This window comes from Mycobacterium sp. NGS15 (assembly GCF_059813245.1).
In genome coordinates, this window is the sequence record NZ_JCALEF010000008.1 from 45387 (window position 1) to 59658 (window position 14272).

Sequence of the window (14272 nt, forward strand, 5' to 3'; positions counted from 1 at the left end):
TTATGAGCCTTCTACTTGCCTATTTTTCGGCGGATCACCAGGTGGATGGGAATTTGGAGGAGGGCGAACATGCCGATGGCCACCAGTGAACCCTTGACGACGAGCATCGCGTCGAACTCGCCGTACATGATTGTGGAGGCGGCGGACACAATGTGCGAGAAGGGGTTCGCGTTGATGCTGATCCTGAGCCAGTCGGACAGGAACACCGAGGGCATGAGTGCCTGGCTGATGAACAGCACCGGCAGCGCCAGCGGCAGCATCGCCACGGGCGCTTGCGGATTGAGGGTTCGCAATGCCACTAGATAGAACAGCGAGCTGTAGGCCGCCGACCACAAGAACATCACCAGCACAAGGAAGACCCCGGTCAGCAGGCCCGCCCGCAGTGGTGCGTCGAGGAAGGCGAGCAGCCCGATCACGATGACCGCCGCAGGCAGGATGCGGAACATCTCGAAGCCGATCTTGGCGGCCATGATCTGGCCGGTGGAGACGCCGTACAGCCGCAGTCGGTCGGTGAACCCCGATCGGATCTCGTCGATGAGTGTCCCGGCCCCGTACCCGGCACCGAGCATCGGAATCAGCATGATGAGCCCGGGCGCGATGTACGCGGTGTACGAGGAGAGCGGGAATCCGGGCAAGTCGGCAACGCGCTGGAACATCGACCGCACGAAGATCACCAGAACGACCGGGAAGACGATCGGGAAGATGAACCCGAAAACCGGCTGCCGCAAGCCGACAACGACGTAACGGCGGAACAGCCGTGCGGTATTGGACAAGGCGGTCACTGGGTTACCTCCAGGAATGCGTCGCGCAGCGAGGTGGATCGCACTTCGATACTGGCCGCGCCCAAGCCGACCCGGCCGAGCTCGGCACTCAGCGCCCCCAGGTCCGATGCCGATGCGGAATCCAGGGTTCCCGTCAGCGCACCGGAATCCTGGCGCTGCACGGTGTATCCCGCGGCCGCCAACTCGTGGGCGGTGTCCTCGGGTATGCCGCCGTCCACGGAGATCTCCACGGCGTAACCGTGGCTGCGGGTGAACTCCTGGGTGGAGCCCGAGGCGACGAGTTGACCGCTCTTGACGATGCCGACCTCGTCGGCGAGCGACACTGCTTCGTCCATATCGTGAGTCGTCAGCACGACGGTGCGTCCTTCGGCGCGCAGCAGCCGGATGGCATTCCACACCTCCTGTTTGCCTTCGATATCCAGTCCACTGGACGGCTCGTCGAGGAATAGCATCTGCGGGTTGTGGGCGACCGCCAGCGCGACGTCGACGCGACGGCGCATGCCGCCGGAGAGTGCGCCCACCTTCCGGTTCAGGTAACTGCTCAGGCCGAACTGCTCGACGAGCTCTTCCTCGCGCGCCCTCCGCTGCCCCTTGGGCCAGCCCGCGATGGCCAGACTCATCCGGATCTGCTCGACCGGTGACATCCACAGATCCAGCGCCACCTCTTGCAGAGCCACACCGATCAGGGGACGCAACTCCTTGGTCTTGGCGACCGGGATTCCGAGCACCTCGAGTTCCCCACTGGTGGGAGCGAGCAGTGTCGTCGCCATCCGGATGGTGGTGGTCTTGCCGGCCCCGTTCCTGCCGAGCAGGCAGTAGACGATGCCCTGCGGGATAGTCAGATTCAGCCCGTCGACGGCCCGAGTCTCCGAGCCGGGGTAGGCCTTGACCAGATCTGCCGCACGCAATGCGGGGGCGTTTACATCTGTTGTCATGCTCAGCCCTTCACTTTCGGGAGGACCTGGCGTTCCAGCTTCTCGGCAAGAGTGATGCCCTGCGCTGTCATGTTCACGTCAATCGAGGTGAACAAGGGAAAGCTGCCGACGGTGCTGTCGCGGGGTACCTCGTTGATCTGGTGGATCTCGCCACTGCTCACACCGGTGACGGTCAGATCCATGACCGTGCGCACGAGCTCGACGGGCTTGTCGCGCCAGGTCACCTTGCGACTGCCCTCGGGCCTGATGTGACCGTGAGCCGTGGCTCCCCCGCCGCAGGTGCCGTTGAGTTCACGCTCACTATCGATGTCCGCCAAGGTGATTCCACCGTCGATGGCGCATTGCAGCGTCACCCGCGAGTCCAGCGGGTTGACGATGGTGATGGCATCCAGGGTGCTGCGCTTACCCTCGCCACCGGAGACGATCCCGGTCTCGTACGGGAATCGGTCTCCCTGGTAGTACTGCTCGATCTTCAATTCGCCGCGCCGGGGTCCCGGGCCGATGGTCATGACTCCGGCACCCGGTAGCGCGGTGGTCTCTCCGAGATAGGTCACCGAGCCGGAGACCTCCTGTGCATAGTCACCGAAGGGTGATTTGCCCTGCGGCTCTGCTGCCGGGTCCCCTTGTCCTGACGGGTACTTCAACAACGCGAAGGCATGCCCGACGGGTTTCCCGGCCTCCTCGTTCACCGGTGCGCAGGCGGCGGCCACCGCCACCGAGAGCACCGCCGCGGCTCCCGCGCCCAGGCGTCTCATCGCAGCGCTCCGGTGACGGACAGGGTCCGGCTCAGCCGCCGGTGCCGGTGCGCGAAGAAGGCCGCCAGAATCTTGCTCATCAGCCTGCCCCACCCGGGGATCAAGCCCAGCGGTGCCTGCGGGGCCAGCGTGATCTCGTCGGTCACCCTGGTCTTTTCGCCCGTCTCGGATGCCACCGGCTCCAGGGTGCGGTGGTGTACCCACACCCGCATACCGGTCATGAGCGACTCTTCACGGAACATCCGGCCGGGCTCGAGCCGCGCCACCGTGATGTCGTCGAATCCGAACGGCAGAATGCCGAACAACAGCAGGAAGCTCTTGCCAATCCGGGTGCCCGGAGTGACGTCTGCGATGGACCTGCCGCGGAACTGCTTGGGCATGGTCATCTTCATGTACGGGCCCATTTCATCGTTGATGCCCTCTTGCGAGGTGACCCGTTCCCACACTTTGTCTACGGGACAGTCGATCTCGCTGACCTTGCGGAAAACATGCTCTTCGGTGTGAATCGATCTCATCTGGTTCTTTCCTTATCGGGGGACGGAAGCACGGTGGTGGCGGTCAACAGCGAGCCGTCACGGACCGCGGCGGCGGCATCGGGGACGAAGGAGCCGCTGATGTCGAGGACGGCCGGCACACTGTCCGCACCGATGTAGTTGGGCAAGATGTCGCCGATCTGATGCAGCCGGTGGGGCAGCAGGTGGTGGTACCAGTCGAACAGCGGCACCACCAGCGCCACCGTCACAAACTGGACGCCGTCGGCGGCCAGCGTCCCGAAGAGGGCCTGCCAGATCTGCTCGATCATTCCGGCGCGCCGGTGCTTCTTGCGTACCCCTTGTGTGGCGAGCTCGGCGATGCGCTCCGGCGCCACCTCACCGAAGAACGAATCCCACTGCGGGTAAAGGTAATTGCGCGCCGGTCCAGTGCCGCTCCGGAAGTTCCGGGCATCTCGCAAGGTGCTGAAACTACCGAACCCAAGCTCGGGATCGTGCCGCAACGCACGCAATACGCCGACGGGATAGTCCCGCGACTCTTCGGTAAAGCCGACGTAGATCTCCGACGACCGCTCCCAGGGCCGGTAGTGCACCATCTCCCCCGCCGCGATATCGGCGTCGTCGGCGAAATCGTTCTCCAAACCGAAAATCGAGAACTCGACATTCTTGGCCCAGGCAAAACGGGCATCGGATGCCGGAACACGGTCAACACGCACCACGGGGTTGCTCATACGGCGCTGACCTCTGGGATGCGGGCACACCAGATCCGGTTACCGTGCGCGGCGATCTCGGAGACCATCGCGGCCGCCATCGACGCCGCGACCAACGGGTTCACGAAGGTGAGCTTGATCGCCTGTCCCCCAGCCGCACTGGACCGGCCCACGATCGCCCTACCGGTGCGGGCCAGCTCGGCACGGACCCTGTCGTTGACACCGTCGCACACCTCGTCCGCCAGGCCCGGCTGCCGCCAGCGCAACACCACGGTGTTGGTGCACACCGGCGCCACCAGTTCCAGGTCCGGATGATCAGCCGCTGCCTGGGCAGCAGCGTGTGCGGCCGCACAGGTGGCATCGATCATCGCCGCGATATGACGCTGCCCCACCGCCCTCAGCGTGACCAGCACCTTGAGCGCGTCGAAACGGCGGGTGGTCTGCAGCGATTTACCCACCAGATTGAGCACATCGTGCTCGGCGTCGCTCTCCGGATTGAGGTAATCGGCATGTGCGGCAAGCACGTCGAAACTCGCACGGTTGCGTACCAACAGGGCGCTGCAACTGATCGCCTGGAACAGCAGCTTATGGAAGTCGAGAGCAACCGAGTCCGCCAGCTCGATACCGCGCAGCAGGGCCCGGTGCTCCTCGCTGAAGATCAGGCACCCACCCGCGCAGGCATCCACATGGCTCCAGATTCCGCGCGCACGGGCCATGGCGATGGGCGCTTCCAGTGGGTCGATCGCCCCGAAATCCGTGGTACCGGCGGTAAGCACGAGCGCAAACACGGGTGTGCCCGCACGATCCGCCTCGTCCAGAATTCCCGCGAGCTCCTCGACTCTCAGACGCCCGGCATCGTCGGTGGGTGCTTCGAGGACGGCGCTGGTCCCGAGCCCGAGGAGCCGGAGTGCCTGCTGTACCGAGAAATGTGTCTGCCGGGTGCACAGCACACGCCACGAGCTGGCCTCCGGCGGCAATCCCCGTGCCGCGATGTCCCAGCCGTAGGTGTTGCGGGCGAACAGATCCCGCGCGAGCAGTAGCGCCTGCAGGTTCGACTGGGTGCCCCCACTGGTGAAGGTCCCATCCGATCCGGGCGTGTACCCCATTCTGGCGCATAGGTATTCGATGACCTGCTGCTCGATTGCGGTGGCCGCGGGCGCCTGATCGAAGGAGTCCATCGACTGGTTGAACGCGCTGATAAGGACCTCGGCGGCCAGCGACGGCAGCGCGGGCGGGCAGTGCAGGTGCGCCAGATACGCCGGGTGGGTGACCACTACGGACTTCTCCGCGAGCAGCCCCGCAGCCTCGTCCAGTGCCCGGCTCAGTCCCGCGCCCTCGGGATCGTCGAGGTCCAGGCGCCCAGCATCACGTTTCAGCGCCGCGTACCCCTCCACCAGGCCCGGCTTGGTGACGCCGCCCAGCGCCGCGCACGCCCGGTCGGCCGCCAGCACGATGGCTTCGCGGTATGCGGTTTCGCTTCCCCCGGTGAGGAAGTCACTCACGAAGGGGCTGGGATCGGGCGTCACCGGGATTCCGCCAATGCGGGCTCGCTGCGTGACCGCGTGCGCTCTACCGCGGCGAGAGCCAACTCGAACGCGTTCAGTGCCGCGGCGATATCGACTTCCTCGATGGTCAACGGCGGCAAGAATCGGACCACGTTGCCGTACTGGCCGCCGGTCTCGACGATCAGACCATGGTGCAGGCACGCCCGCTGGATGTCGGCGGCGAGTTCGGGTGCCGGCGCTCCGGCCTCATGCGGCCATGGCAGATCGGGATCCACGATCTCCACGCCCAGCATGAGCCCGATCCCGCGCACATCACCGACCAGGTTGAAGCGGGATGCGATGGCGTTCAGGCCATCCAGGAAGACCTTGCCCCGGGCGGCGACCTGTGCACGCAGGCCGTTCTCGCGTGCGAAGCGCATCACGGCGCTGGCGGCGGCGAAGGCCATGGCGTTCCCGCGGAACGTCCCGGTGAATGCACCGGGTTCCCACACGTCAAATTCCTTGCGCACCACGAGGACTGCGATGGGGATACCCGATCCGAGCCCCTTGGAGATCACCACCATATCGGGTTCGATGCCGCAATGCTGGAACGCCCACGCCGGGCCGGTGCGGTACATACCCGCCTGCACCTCGTCGGCGATCAGCGGTATCCCGAGCGTCGATGCGGTCCGGCGCAATGCCTGTCCCCAGCGCGGCGGAGCGGGAATCACCCCGCCCTCACCCAGCACGAACTCGGCGATCAGTGATGCCGGTGCCGTCACGCCGCTATGTGGGCGCGCAAGCGCGTCGGCCGCGGCAATCGCCAGCTCGACCCCCTGCTCCCCGCCTATCCCGAATGGGCTGCGGTACTCCTGCGGGTACGGCAGGAAGCTCGCGTGCGGGGACAGAACCACCGGCTGCTGACGCAGTCCACCCCCCGAGCTCGCCGCGCGTGCCGCCCGGGTGCAGCCGTGGAATCCGCCTTGCACACCAACGTGTTCGCGTCCGCCGGTGGCAACCTCGGCGAGCATGAGTGCGGCCTCCACCGCACTCGCCCCGCTCGGCGAGCACAGGTGGATGCTGGCGTCGGCGGCAAGCCGGACCGGCAGGATGGAGAGCAGCTCCTCGACGAACCGGTCCCGGGACGGGGTGTGGAAGTCCAGGGACAGTAACGGTTCCCCTGAAGAGACCGTCTTCATGACGGCCTCGCTGACAACCGGGTGATTCCAGCCCAGCGACATGGCCCCGGCCGCGGCCAGGCAGTCGACGTACCAGCGGCCGTCGTCGGCGCGCACTCGGGCGCCGCGTGCCTCAATCGGCCGTATCGGGAGGCGCCGGGAGTAGGTGGCGGCCCCGGATTCTCTGGCAACGGAGGTTAGTTGGCTGGTGTTCATGCCGTGTCCTTACGCGGGTGGGCGAGCAGACGCCGCAGCGATGAGGCGAGTGAACGGTCTTCGGTGGACCAGTACCCGGCATCGGGCGGGATCGCCGCCACAAGCCGGCGGCGTGCCTCGCCCAGCTGGTGATAGGGCAACTGGGGGAAGAAGTGGTGCACCGCATGGAAACGCAACCCGACCGGCGCCCACAGTGAGCCCAAGACGGGGACCGAGGGATGGTCGATCGAATCGAGGACCTGCTCCGGGAACGTCATCCGCTCGGTCGTGCCCTCGTACCGGTGCGCCGCCAGCACTCGCAACCAGTTCACGAACAGCGCCAGGGCGATCACCAGGTACGCCTCCAGCAGCCGGTACGGCGAGAAGGCGCCCAGGAGCAGCAGCACCAGCAAAGCGGATGTGTATGCGAAACAAGCGATCTCCTGCACCAACCAGGAGCGGGGCGTGCCGGCCGGCGGCAACGGACGCTCAAAATCGGCGTCGATCATGAGCGATGACGCGCGGGTGAGCACGACGGGCCTGATCGCGGGAATCAGCCAGCTCAGCGGAGCCAGCACCAGGAACCGGAAGACGAATGCCAGCGGACCGCCCAGCGCGGTGAATGGCAAGAGGACGATGCGCCAGCGAGGCTCGCCGCTGTAGGCCACATACTCCCCGTCCTCGGCGGTGCCATAGGTGCGCGAAGCGTGGTGTTCATGATGGAACTCGAAAGTGAACTTCGGTGCCAGGAAAGGGATTCCGCATACTATGTGCCAGACCACCGAGAACCAGCGCAGGTCACGCTCGGCGTGCACCAGCTCGTGGACAAACAGCACTCCGCGATAGAACGCGAAGGCCGCCACCGTCATGCAGGCCACCGCCGGCAGCGACAGCAAGTTGTCGGCCGGACATAACAGGAATGCCGTGTATCCAACTGCCACGCACGCGGCCAGGTCCAGCCAGTAGATCCATTGGCGGCGGGCGGTCAGGTCCGCGACCAGTGCGCGCGCATCGGCCATCGATATGCCGAGCGCTTCCCTGGAACCGCCCTGCGTCTGCCGTGCCTCGACCGTCATCCGGCCCTGATGCTCTTCGCGCACGCTGGGGGTACCTCCCGCTTGCGGGGGACTCATCGCACAAACTCCGCTATCAATTCGTGGGTAGACAACTGGGGAATTCCCAGCTCTCGCACCGCCCTATCGGGCGCGTAGTACAACTCACGGGCCATCAGTTCGACGTTTTCGGGAATCAGCGCATCATCGGGGTCGAAGCGTGTGGAGACATCGCGCACCAGCCTGTTGCCCTTTCCCACCGCCCGGAACAACCCCATGGGCGCAGACCGCACCGGATGCTGGCGCCCGACCGCGGTCACGAGCAGCTCCCCGATCTGCCGGTAGGACAGATTCGCGGTGCTCAGGATGTACCGGCGCCCCGTGTCGCCCTTGGCCATCGCCGCGGTGATGCCCACGACGAAATCCCGTGCCGAACACACCGCGGTGCCTCCGGGCGGTACCACACGCAGCAGACCCCTACGGGCGGCAACCAACAGCCCCCGCCAGGACCGTGCCGGCCCCACACCGGGCGCGAACACGGCGGCGGGGTTCACCACGACAACGTCCAGACCGCGCTCGGCGAAGTCCAGCATCAGCCGCTCTGCCGTACGCTTGGTTGCCGAATACACGTTGTCCAGCACCGAATCCCGTGGATCAAAGTCTTCGTCTGCCACCACACCGTTGGGCGGGTAACCGACGGCAGCGGTGGACGAAACGTGCACCACGCGCTGCACACCCTGCTTCACCGCAGCGCGCGCCACATGGTAGGTACCGAGCACATTGGTCTGCCAAATCCTGTGCCCAAGACGAGAATTAGGCGACGCGATACCGGCAAGGTGATACACGTGGGATACACCGCGCATCGCGTCGTCGATGCTCTGCGCATCGGTGATATCGGCGCAGACCGTGTCGACATGGGGACGCAGTTCGTCGCCGAGAACGGCAGGGTCGTGCGGGTTCGTCAGGACCGTGACCCGCTCGCCGGCCTGTACCAGCGATGCGACGAGAGTGGAACCCAGGTACCCGGTGGCCCCGGTGACCAATATCCGATCGCCCATCACAGCGCCTTCTGATAGACCCGGTGGATTTTCTCCGGGTCCGTCTTCATCTGAGAGGTCAGCGAATTCGACCACACGTTGTCCTCGTGAACCCACGTGGTGGCAACCGAGGAGTAGCCGCTGCCGGTGATTGTCCGGACGATCTCCCCCGCCAGGATCCGTCCGATCCCGGCGCCGAACTGAGTCTGCACCGCGCCGATGAGCACCACCACGGCGGTCTCGATCCCACGGATGCGTCCGTCGCGCCGGGCCGCGAGCCGTGCCAGCAGCGCGGGCGTGAGCCGGCCCGAGCGCCCGACGACCTGATTGACGTCCGGCAGCATCAACAGGAATCCCACTGGGGTGCCTTCGGATTCGACTATCCGGACGATTTTCGGGTCGATCAGGGGCCGCATCTCCGCGGCCATCCCCGAGAACACCTCACGACTGAGCGGGACATTCTCGGGATGGTGAGCAAAGGAGTCGTTGTACAGACCGCGCAGTATCTCCAGCTCGTCCGCATAGTCACGCATCCGCACCGAGCGCACCGTCACTCCCTGGTCGCGCATCACCGCGTCGGCCCGCCTGATCAGGCGCTGCTGGACCTCCGGGCTGCCGTCGACATGCCAACGGAAAGAGGCGGAATCGAACTTCTTGCGATATCCGGCCGCCTCTACCAGCGCCGGGTAGTACCGGGGGTTGTGGGGCTGCATGACCGCCGGCGGCCTGTCGTAGCCGGAGACCAGGAGGCCGACTTCCTCACGGGAGGTATAGCTGAACGGGCCGACCATCTTGGTGACGCCCCGGCGCACAGCCCATTGTTCGGCCGTCCCGAGCAGAGCACCCGCTACTGCTTCGTCGTCCTCGCTCTCGAAGAACCCGAAGAATGCGCAGTCCCCGTAGCGCTGCACGTATGCCGAGTCGATGCTTGCGGAGATGCGGCCGACGGGGCTGCCGCCCCGATAGGCGACGAAATTCTCGATCTGCACCTCGCGGTGCACAGGGTTGTGCTTGGCGTTCATCTTCGCGTGCATGACGCGGCGCAGTGTGGGGCGCCAGCAGGGGTCGTCACCGTAGATACGCCATGGCATCGCGACGAATTGCTGGGCGTCGCGGCGAGACTCGACGCGCCGCACCGATACCGGCACGCGAGCCTGCCGCTGCTCGATCAGTCCGCTATCCAGCACGGACGATTCCAAGGTCGTAGGCCAATTCCGGATTGCCCTTGCTCTTCCACAGTGCGCCGTCCATGTAGAAGTGGTGCAGCACGAAGGTCAGCGGGACCGCGAAGATGACCGTGTCGAGCTGCCCGGCGAGGATGCCCAGCCCGGCGAAGAACGCGACGTACAGCGGCAGCGCCTTACGCGTCGACAGCCGTGCCAACAGCAGCTTCTTCTCGCCCGGATCCTCTGTGCGCGCGAAGCGGGTGTTGTTCCGGGTCCAGTTGATCAGGTGGTACTGCAGGCTGTGCGTTGTCGTCGCGATCAGAATGAGCGCGAAAAGGTCCGATACCAGCAGGTAGGACAGGTTGTAGGACAGTGCCGCGATGACGAAGGTGGCCACCGACATGGCGGGCAGCGTGCGCTGCCCGGCCCGCTTCAACTGGAATTGCTCCCATACGGCAATACCCAACATGACTGCGGCGCAGACGAATCCACCGATGACCAAGAATCCGGGAATGGGCGGCACCGGCACGCTCAGGTTCGAGAAGGGCAGTCGGTGGCCGAAGACCACGTACTCGGAGAAGTTCAGGCCCTGGCTCGCCCGGTACAGCACCGGGGCCAGGCAGACGGCGTACAACGCGTACTTGAGCCGGTTGCGCGGGCCCTTGTAACCGTTCTTTGCCGCGTAGATGTTGATGATGCCGAAGTGCTGTTTGAGGACGTGGAACACCTGCCAATAGGCCCAGATGGCCAGCAGTGGCACCATCCAGCCGCCGAACCACAACGTGCCGACGATCGCGGCGACCACGACGAAGCTGATCACATAGTGCGCCCAGAACCGGGACCGCTCGCGGGGATCCATCCACACCCGGGCCGATGTCGTCAGCACATGCGGGAGGTCGGAAAGCAGGGAGAAGGCCACCGCACCGATGAGGAACACGCCCTTGTGCCCGTCTGCCGCGAAGAGCACTGCAGACAACAACGCGCCCAGCCCGAAGACAAAAAGGATGTCGACACGTCTGCTGACAAACCACCCCGGCCGGTTCACACCGTCGGTGTTCTTCAGCTCATCGGTGCCGGTAGCAAAGGTGGCCATGGCGATCATCCTCAGATAGGCGTCAAAATCGTAATTGATAATGGTTATCGTTTTCATAACGTAGAGATGTAGCGGCCACGTGTCAACGCCGAGACCTGTGAGCAGGCTGTGACGCTGCTCACCCGCAATCGACCAGTTAGGGTGCATAAATTGATTGGTGAGGGCCCAGAAAGCCGACGGCACACACCGGGAGTGAACCTACGGCCGCCACCGCGCGAGTCGCTGAATATGGCGACACTTGCAGGCCGTTCCGCCCTGTTCGTCACCCACCACGCCAACGATTTTGGACAGGTCAGCAAACATCAGAGGGTCCAGAGGGCGAGCACCGACGTGGCCCGGATGCACACCGGTCCCCAGCCGCCACGACCACACCGTTACAACCAGATCGGCGATCGGCCACTACCCTCAGTAGATGGGCCCGGTTTGCCGCCGGTCCCGAATGTTGGGTCTCCGGACAGGCCGGGGCGTGATCAGGTTGAGGTGAAGCGCCGTGGTGAACACCGTGCTTAGTTCCGCACATGACGAACCACCGCATGCTCCGCTCACGCCGCCCGGGCCGCTGCCCCCGCGCGAGATCCTCGAACAGTCCGGCGAGTTGCTCCGTGCACTTGCCGCTCCGGTGCGCATCGCCATCGTGTTGCAGCTGCGCGAATCGCAACGCTGCGTCCACGAGTTGGTCGACGCGGTCGGTGTCGCCCAGCCGCTTATCAGTCAGCACCTGCGAGTGCTCAAGGCCGCCGGAGTGGTCTCCGGGGAGCGTCAGGGGCGAGAGGTGATGTACCGCCTCGTCGACGATCACCTCTCTCATATCGTCGTCGATGCCGTGGCGCACACCGAGGAACAGCGATGAGCGTCCGCGAGGAGCGTCCGGTCCTGCGAGGGACCGTGCGATCCACCCGCCAGCGGGCAGCCATTACCGCCCTACTGAAACGGACGGACGAATTCAGGTCTGCGCAAGAACTGCATGACGAACTCAGGCGCACCGGGGAAGGCATCGGCCTGACCACCGTCTATCGAACCCTGCAGTCGATGTCGACGTCGGGCGAGGTCGATGTGCTGCGCAACGACACCGGAGAGTCGGTATATCGGCGCTGTTCGGACGGCCACCACCATCATTTGGTCTGCCAGAGCTGCGGTTTCGCCGTCGAAGTACAGGCGGGCGCCGTCGAGGCATGGGCCGCCGACATCGCCGAAGAACACGGCTTCACCGAGGTCCACCACACGGTGGAGGTCTTCGGCCTGTGCAGTCGTTGCAGCGCCAGCAACCCGGTCTCCTAGTTGCCCAACGCCTTTCTCGCGTCAGCACCCGTCGAAAACACCATCAGTAGCAGTGTCACCAATGCCTCATCGGAGATTTCGGTGGCGGGAAAGTTGTAGCGCAACAACACATCTGCCTTGCGCCCCTTGGCAATCAACAAGATGTTCCCAAACAGGGACTTCTGCGCGAGCCCGTCGACCAGGTGCCGCGATTTGGCGTTGACGGCCACATCCCAAGCCAGTACCTGCGACAGCGACACCACATCCAGGCCCGCCGCGATGGTGACCGCGCGGATCGAGGTGAGCGTGCCCTCGTAGTCGGCGGTCAGCGCGCCATCGGCTTCCCTGACGACCGGTAGCACCGGGTGCAACACGCGGTACACCCGGTCCAGAATCTCGTCGGCGCCGTTTTCCGGGTCGTTGCCTGATCCTCTTCGTGCGAGCGGCTCGTCAACCATTACGCGGTACCGAATCGTCGGTCACGCTGCGCGTATTCCAGGCAGGCCGCCCACAGATCGCGGCGGTCGAAGTCGGGGTACATCTTCTCTTGGAACACGAACTCGGCGTAGGCCGACTGCCACATCATGAAGTTGCTCGACCGGAATTCACCCGAGGGCCGCAAGAACAGGTCGACGTCGGGCATATCCGGCTCGTCGAGGTACTTGGCAATGGTCTCCTCGGTGATGCGGTCCGGCTTGAGCTGCCCGGACTCCACCAGTCGGGCGATTCTCCTTGCTGCCTCGGCGATTTCGGCCCGGCCCCCGTAGTTGATGCATGTGGTCAACGTCAGCGTGCTGTTGTTCTTGGTGAGCTCCTCGGTGATCTCGAGCTCCTTGTAGACGCTGCTCCACAACCGTGTCTTCTGTCCCGCCCAGCGGAACCGCACCCCCATGTTGTTCAGATCGTGCCGTCGACGCTTGACCACGTCGCGGTTGAAGCCCATGAGAAATCGAACCTCGTCCGCGGGCCTTCTCCAGTTCTCCGTCGAGAACGCATAGGTGGTAAGCCACGGGATGCCCATCTCGATGGCGCCGCAGACCATATCCATCATGGTGGCCTCGCCCATCTTGTGGCCCTCGGTGCGTGGCAACCCGCGGGCCCGCGCCCAGCGCCCGTTGCCGTCCATCACCACGGCGACGTGCCGGGGAATCAGCTCCTTGGGGATGGCCGGCGGTGTGGCACCCGACGGATGCATCGGCGCGGGATGCGGCCGGGTGCCAGCGGGGCCCGAACCGGGCAGCAGCTTGGGGAAAACGGCAGGAAAAACCGTCTTGTCCGGGAACGTCGGGGCGTAGCCGGGCGGGACATCGGCCCAATCCGTGAAGTACTTATCCTGCTGCGGATCGGGCTGGCTGCTCTTCACCATGGGTCATATTTAACCTGGTCCCGCGTTCGACGAGCGGGAGTGTCCGCAGCTTGCGCTCCAAATGCCACTGCAAATGCGCCGCGATCAATCCGCTGGCCTGGGTGCGCTGGGTCTGCGGCACGTCATCGGTGGCCACCCAGTCGCCGTCATGAAGTGCGGCCATCAGCTCCAGCACACCCGGCGGCGGGGTCACCGCACCCGCGGGGCGGCAATGCACGCAGACGCTGCCGCCCGCCCCCACATGGAAGGCACGGTGCGGGCCGGGAGTGGCGCAGCGCGCGCACTCGCTGATGGCGGGCGCCCATCCAGCAATACTCATGGCGCGCAACAGATATGCATCGAGGACCAACTCGCGGGAGCGCTGCTGATCGGCGATCGCCCGTAGCGCGCCGACCGTCAGGCGGTGCAGGGCGACGGCCGGGGCGCGCTCTTCACCGGCGATCCGCTCGGCGGTCTCCAGGATGGCGCAGGCGGTGGTGTACCGACCGTAATCGCTGACGATGTCCGACGCGAAGGCGTCGATGGCCTGCACCTGCGTGACGATGTCGAGATTGCGGCCCGGGTACAGCTGCACATCGATATGCGCGAATGGCTCCAGCCGTGACCCGAACTTACTGCGGGTGCGACGCACTCCCTTCGCTACCGCACGGACCAGGCCATGCTGACGGGTCAGCAGGGTCACGATGCGGTCGGCCTCACCGAGCTTGTGCTGCCGCAGTACGACAGCACGATCCCGGTAAAGCCGCATTCGAACAGTTTTCCATCTGGTAC

General features: G+C 65.2%; 16 protein-coding genes. 2 read left to right on the top strand and 14 right to left on the bottom strand.

Features of this window, described 5'->3' with window-relative positions; translation table 11 throughout:
* Positions 1-11: 11 nt before the first annotated feature.
* From AC5Y5C_RS23130 to AC5Y5C_RS23180, 11 genes are read right to left on the bottom strand one after another with little or no spacing between them, the layout of a single operon-like run.
* Complete coding sequence (locus tag AC5Y5C_RS23130) at positions 12-782, bottom strand: ABC transporter permease (protein ID WP_499976855.1); 771 nt, start codon at positions 780-782, stop codon at positions 12-14.
* On the bottom strand, positions 779-1717 hold the full coding sequence (locus tag AC5Y5C_RS23135) for an ABC transporter ATP-binding protein (RefSeq protein WP_499976857.1): 939 nt from the start codon (positions 1715-1717) through the stop codon (positions 779-781). The genes AC5Y5C_RS23130 and AC5Y5C_RS23135 overlap by 4 nt, the downstream gene beginning before the upstream one ends.
* Positions 1718-1719: 2 nt before the next feature.
* On the bottom strand, positions 1720-2472 hold the full coding sequence (locus tag AC5Y5C_RS23140; RefSeq protein ID WP_499976859.1) for a hypothetical protein: 753 nt from the start codon (positions 2470-2472) through the stop codon (positions 1720-1722).
* Positions 2469-2987: an Rv1443c family protein gene (locus tag AC5Y5C_RS23145; RefSeq protein WP_499976861.1), complete on the bottom strand. Its 519-nt coding sequence runs from the start codon at positions 2985-2987 to the stop codon at positions 2469-2471. The genes AC5Y5C_RS23140 and AC5Y5C_RS23145 overlap by 4 nt, the downstream gene beginning before the upstream one ends.
* Positions 2984-3694: a hypothetical protein gene (locus AC5Y5C_RS23150; protein WP_499976862.1), complete on the bottom strand. Its 711-nt coding sequence runs from the start codon at positions 3692-3694 to the stop codon at positions 2984-2986. The genes AC5Y5C_RS23145 and AC5Y5C_RS23150 overlap by 4 nt, the downstream gene beginning before the upstream one ends.
* The gene (locus AC5Y5C_RS23155; protein ID WP_499976864.1) at positions 3691-5199 is read right to left on the bottom strand and encodes a pyridoxal phosphate-dependent decarboxylase family protein; all 1509 of its coding nucleotides are present in this window, start codon (positions 5197-5199) and stop codon (positions 3691-3693) included. Before AC5Y5C_RS23155 ends, AC5Y5C_RS23150 begins: the two co-directional genes overlap by 4 nt.
* Entirely contained in the window at positions 5196-6551 is a 1356-nt protein-coding gene (locus AC5Y5C_RS23160) for an aminotransferase class III-fold pyridoxal phosphate-dependent enzyme (protein ID WP_499976866.1), read from the bottom strand. Before AC5Y5C_RS23160 ends, AC5Y5C_RS23155 begins: the two co-directional genes overlap by 4 nt.
* The gene (locus AC5Y5C_RS23165; protein ID WP_499976867.1) at positions 6548-7663 is read right to left on the bottom strand and encodes a fatty acid desaturase family protein; all 1116 of its coding nucleotides are present in this window, start codon (positions 7661-7663) and stop codon (positions 6548-6550) included. The genes AC5Y5C_RS23160 and AC5Y5C_RS23165 overlap by 4 nt, the downstream gene beginning before the upstream one ends.
* On the bottom strand, positions 7660-8640 hold the full coding sequence (locus AC5Y5C_RS23170; protein ID WP_499976869.1) for an SDR family NAD(P)-dependent oxidoreductase: 981 nt from the start codon (positions 8638-8640) through the stop codon (positions 7660-7662). Before AC5Y5C_RS23170 ends, AC5Y5C_RS23165 begins: the two co-directional genes overlap by 4 nt.
* Positions 8640-9755: an N-acetyltransferase gene (locus tag AC5Y5C_RS23175; protein WP_499977033.1), complete on the bottom strand. Its 1116-nt coding sequence runs from the start codon at positions 9753-9755 to the stop codon at positions 8640-8642. Before AC5Y5C_RS23175 ends, AC5Y5C_RS23170 begins: the two co-directional genes overlap by 1 nt.
* 40 nt (positions 9756-9795) lie before the next feature.
* Complete coding sequence (locus AC5Y5C_RS23180; protein WP_499976871.1) at positions 9796-10878, bottom strand: hypothetical protein; 1083 nt, start codon at positions 10876-10878, stop codon at positions 9796-9798.
* Positions 10879-11368: 490 nt separating this feature from the next.
* On the opposite strand from AC5Y5C_RS23180, the gene AC5Y5C_RS23185 reads away from it, so the two are divergent.
* Together AC5Y5C_RS23185 and AC5Y5C_RS23190 are read left to right on the top strand one after the other, a co-directional pair.
* Entirely contained in the window at positions 11369-11728 is a 360-nt protein-coding gene (locus AC5Y5C_RS23185; protein ID WP_005060366.1) for an ArsR/SmtB family transcription factor, read from the top strand.
* 35 nt (positions 11729-11763) lie between these two features.
* Positions 11764-12156: a Fur family transcriptional regulator gene (locus tag AC5Y5C_RS23190; protein WP_499977034.1), complete on the top strand. Its 393-nt coding sequence runs from the start codon at positions 11764-11766 to the stop codon at positions 12154-12156.
* Here the strand turns inward: AC5Y5C_RS23190 and AC5Y5C_RS23195 are convergent.
* The 3 genes from AC5Y5C_RS23195 to recO are packed head-to-tail and all read right to left on the bottom strand — an operon-like array spanning position 12153 to position 14249.
* The gene (locus AC5Y5C_RS23195; protein ID WP_499976873.1) at positions 12153-12593 is read right to left on the bottom strand and encodes a hypothetical protein; all 441 of its coding nucleotides are present in this window, start codon (positions 12591-12593) and stop codon (positions 12153-12155) included. The two genes, AC5Y5C_RS23190 and AC5Y5C_RS23195, sit on opposite strands and share 4 nt — an antisense overlap.
* Positions 12593-13501 (bottom strand): isoprenyl transferase, encoded by a 909-nt coding sequence (locus AC5Y5C_RS23200; protein WP_499976875.1) that lies wholly within the window; start codon positions 13499-13501, stop codon positions 12593-12595. Before AC5Y5C_RS23200 ends, AC5Y5C_RS23195 begins: the two co-directional genes overlap by 1 nt.
* A complete protein-coding gene (gene recO / locus AC5Y5C_RS23205; protein ID WP_499976876.1) occupies positions 13464-14249 on the bottom strand; it encodes a DNA repair protein RecO in 786 nt (261 codons plus the stop codon). The genes AC5Y5C_RS23200 and recO overlap by 38 nt, the downstream gene beginning before the upstream one ends.
* Positions 14250-14272: the final 23 nt, after the last annotated feature.

What these genes read in the sequence shown, in the direction of transcription:
- AC5Y5C_RS23135 (WP_499976857.1), bottom strand. Translation starts at nt 1,717, where the DNA reads ATGACAACAGATGTAAACGCCCCCGCATTGCGTGCGGCAGATCTGGTC.
- AC5Y5C_RS23140 (WP_499976859.1), bottom strand. Translation starts at nt 2,472, where the DNA reads ATGAGACGCCTGGGCGCGGGAGCCGCGGCGGTGCTCTCGGTGGCGGTG.
- AC5Y5C_RS23145 (WP_499976861.1), bottom strand. Translation starts at nt 2,987, where the DNA reads ATGAGATCGATTCACACCGAAGAGCATGTTTTCCGCAAGGTCAGCGAG.
- AC5Y5C_RS23150 (WP_499976862.1), bottom strand. Translation starts at nt 3,694, where the DNA reads ATGAGCAACCCCGTGGTGCGTGTTGACCGTGTTCCGGCATCCGATGCC.
- AC5Y5C_RS23160 (WP_499976866.1), bottom strand. Translation starts at nt 6,551, where the DNA reads ATGAACACCAGCCAACTAACCTCCGTTGCCAGAGAATCCGGGGCCGCC.
- AC5Y5C_RS23165 (WP_499976867.1), bottom strand. Translation starts at nt 7,663, where the DNA reads ATGAGTCCCCCGCAAGCGGGAGGTACCCCCAGCGTGCGCGAAGAGCAT.
- AC5Y5C_RS23170 (WP_499976869.1), bottom strand. Translation starts at nt 8,640, where the DNA reads ATGGGCGATCGGATATTGGTCACCGGGGCCACCGGGTACCTGGGTTCC.
- AC5Y5C_RS23180 (WP_499976871.1), bottom strand. Translation starts at nt 10,878, where the DNA reads ATGGCCACCTTTGCTACCGGCACCGATGAGCTGAAGAACACCGACGGT.
- AC5Y5C_RS23195 (WP_499976873.1), bottom strand. Translation starts at nt 12,593, where the DNA reads ATGGTTGACGAGCCGCTCGCACGAAGAGGATCAGGCAACGACCCGGAA.
- AC5Y5C_RS23200 (WP_499976875.1), bottom strand. Translation starts at nt 13,501, where the DNA reads ATGGTGAAGAGCAGCCAGCCCGATCCGCAGCAGGATAAGTACTTCACG.
- recO (WP_499976876.1), bottom strand. Translation starts at nt 14,249, where the DNA reads ATGCGGCTTTACCGGGATCGTGCTGTCGTACTGCGGCAGCACAAGCTC.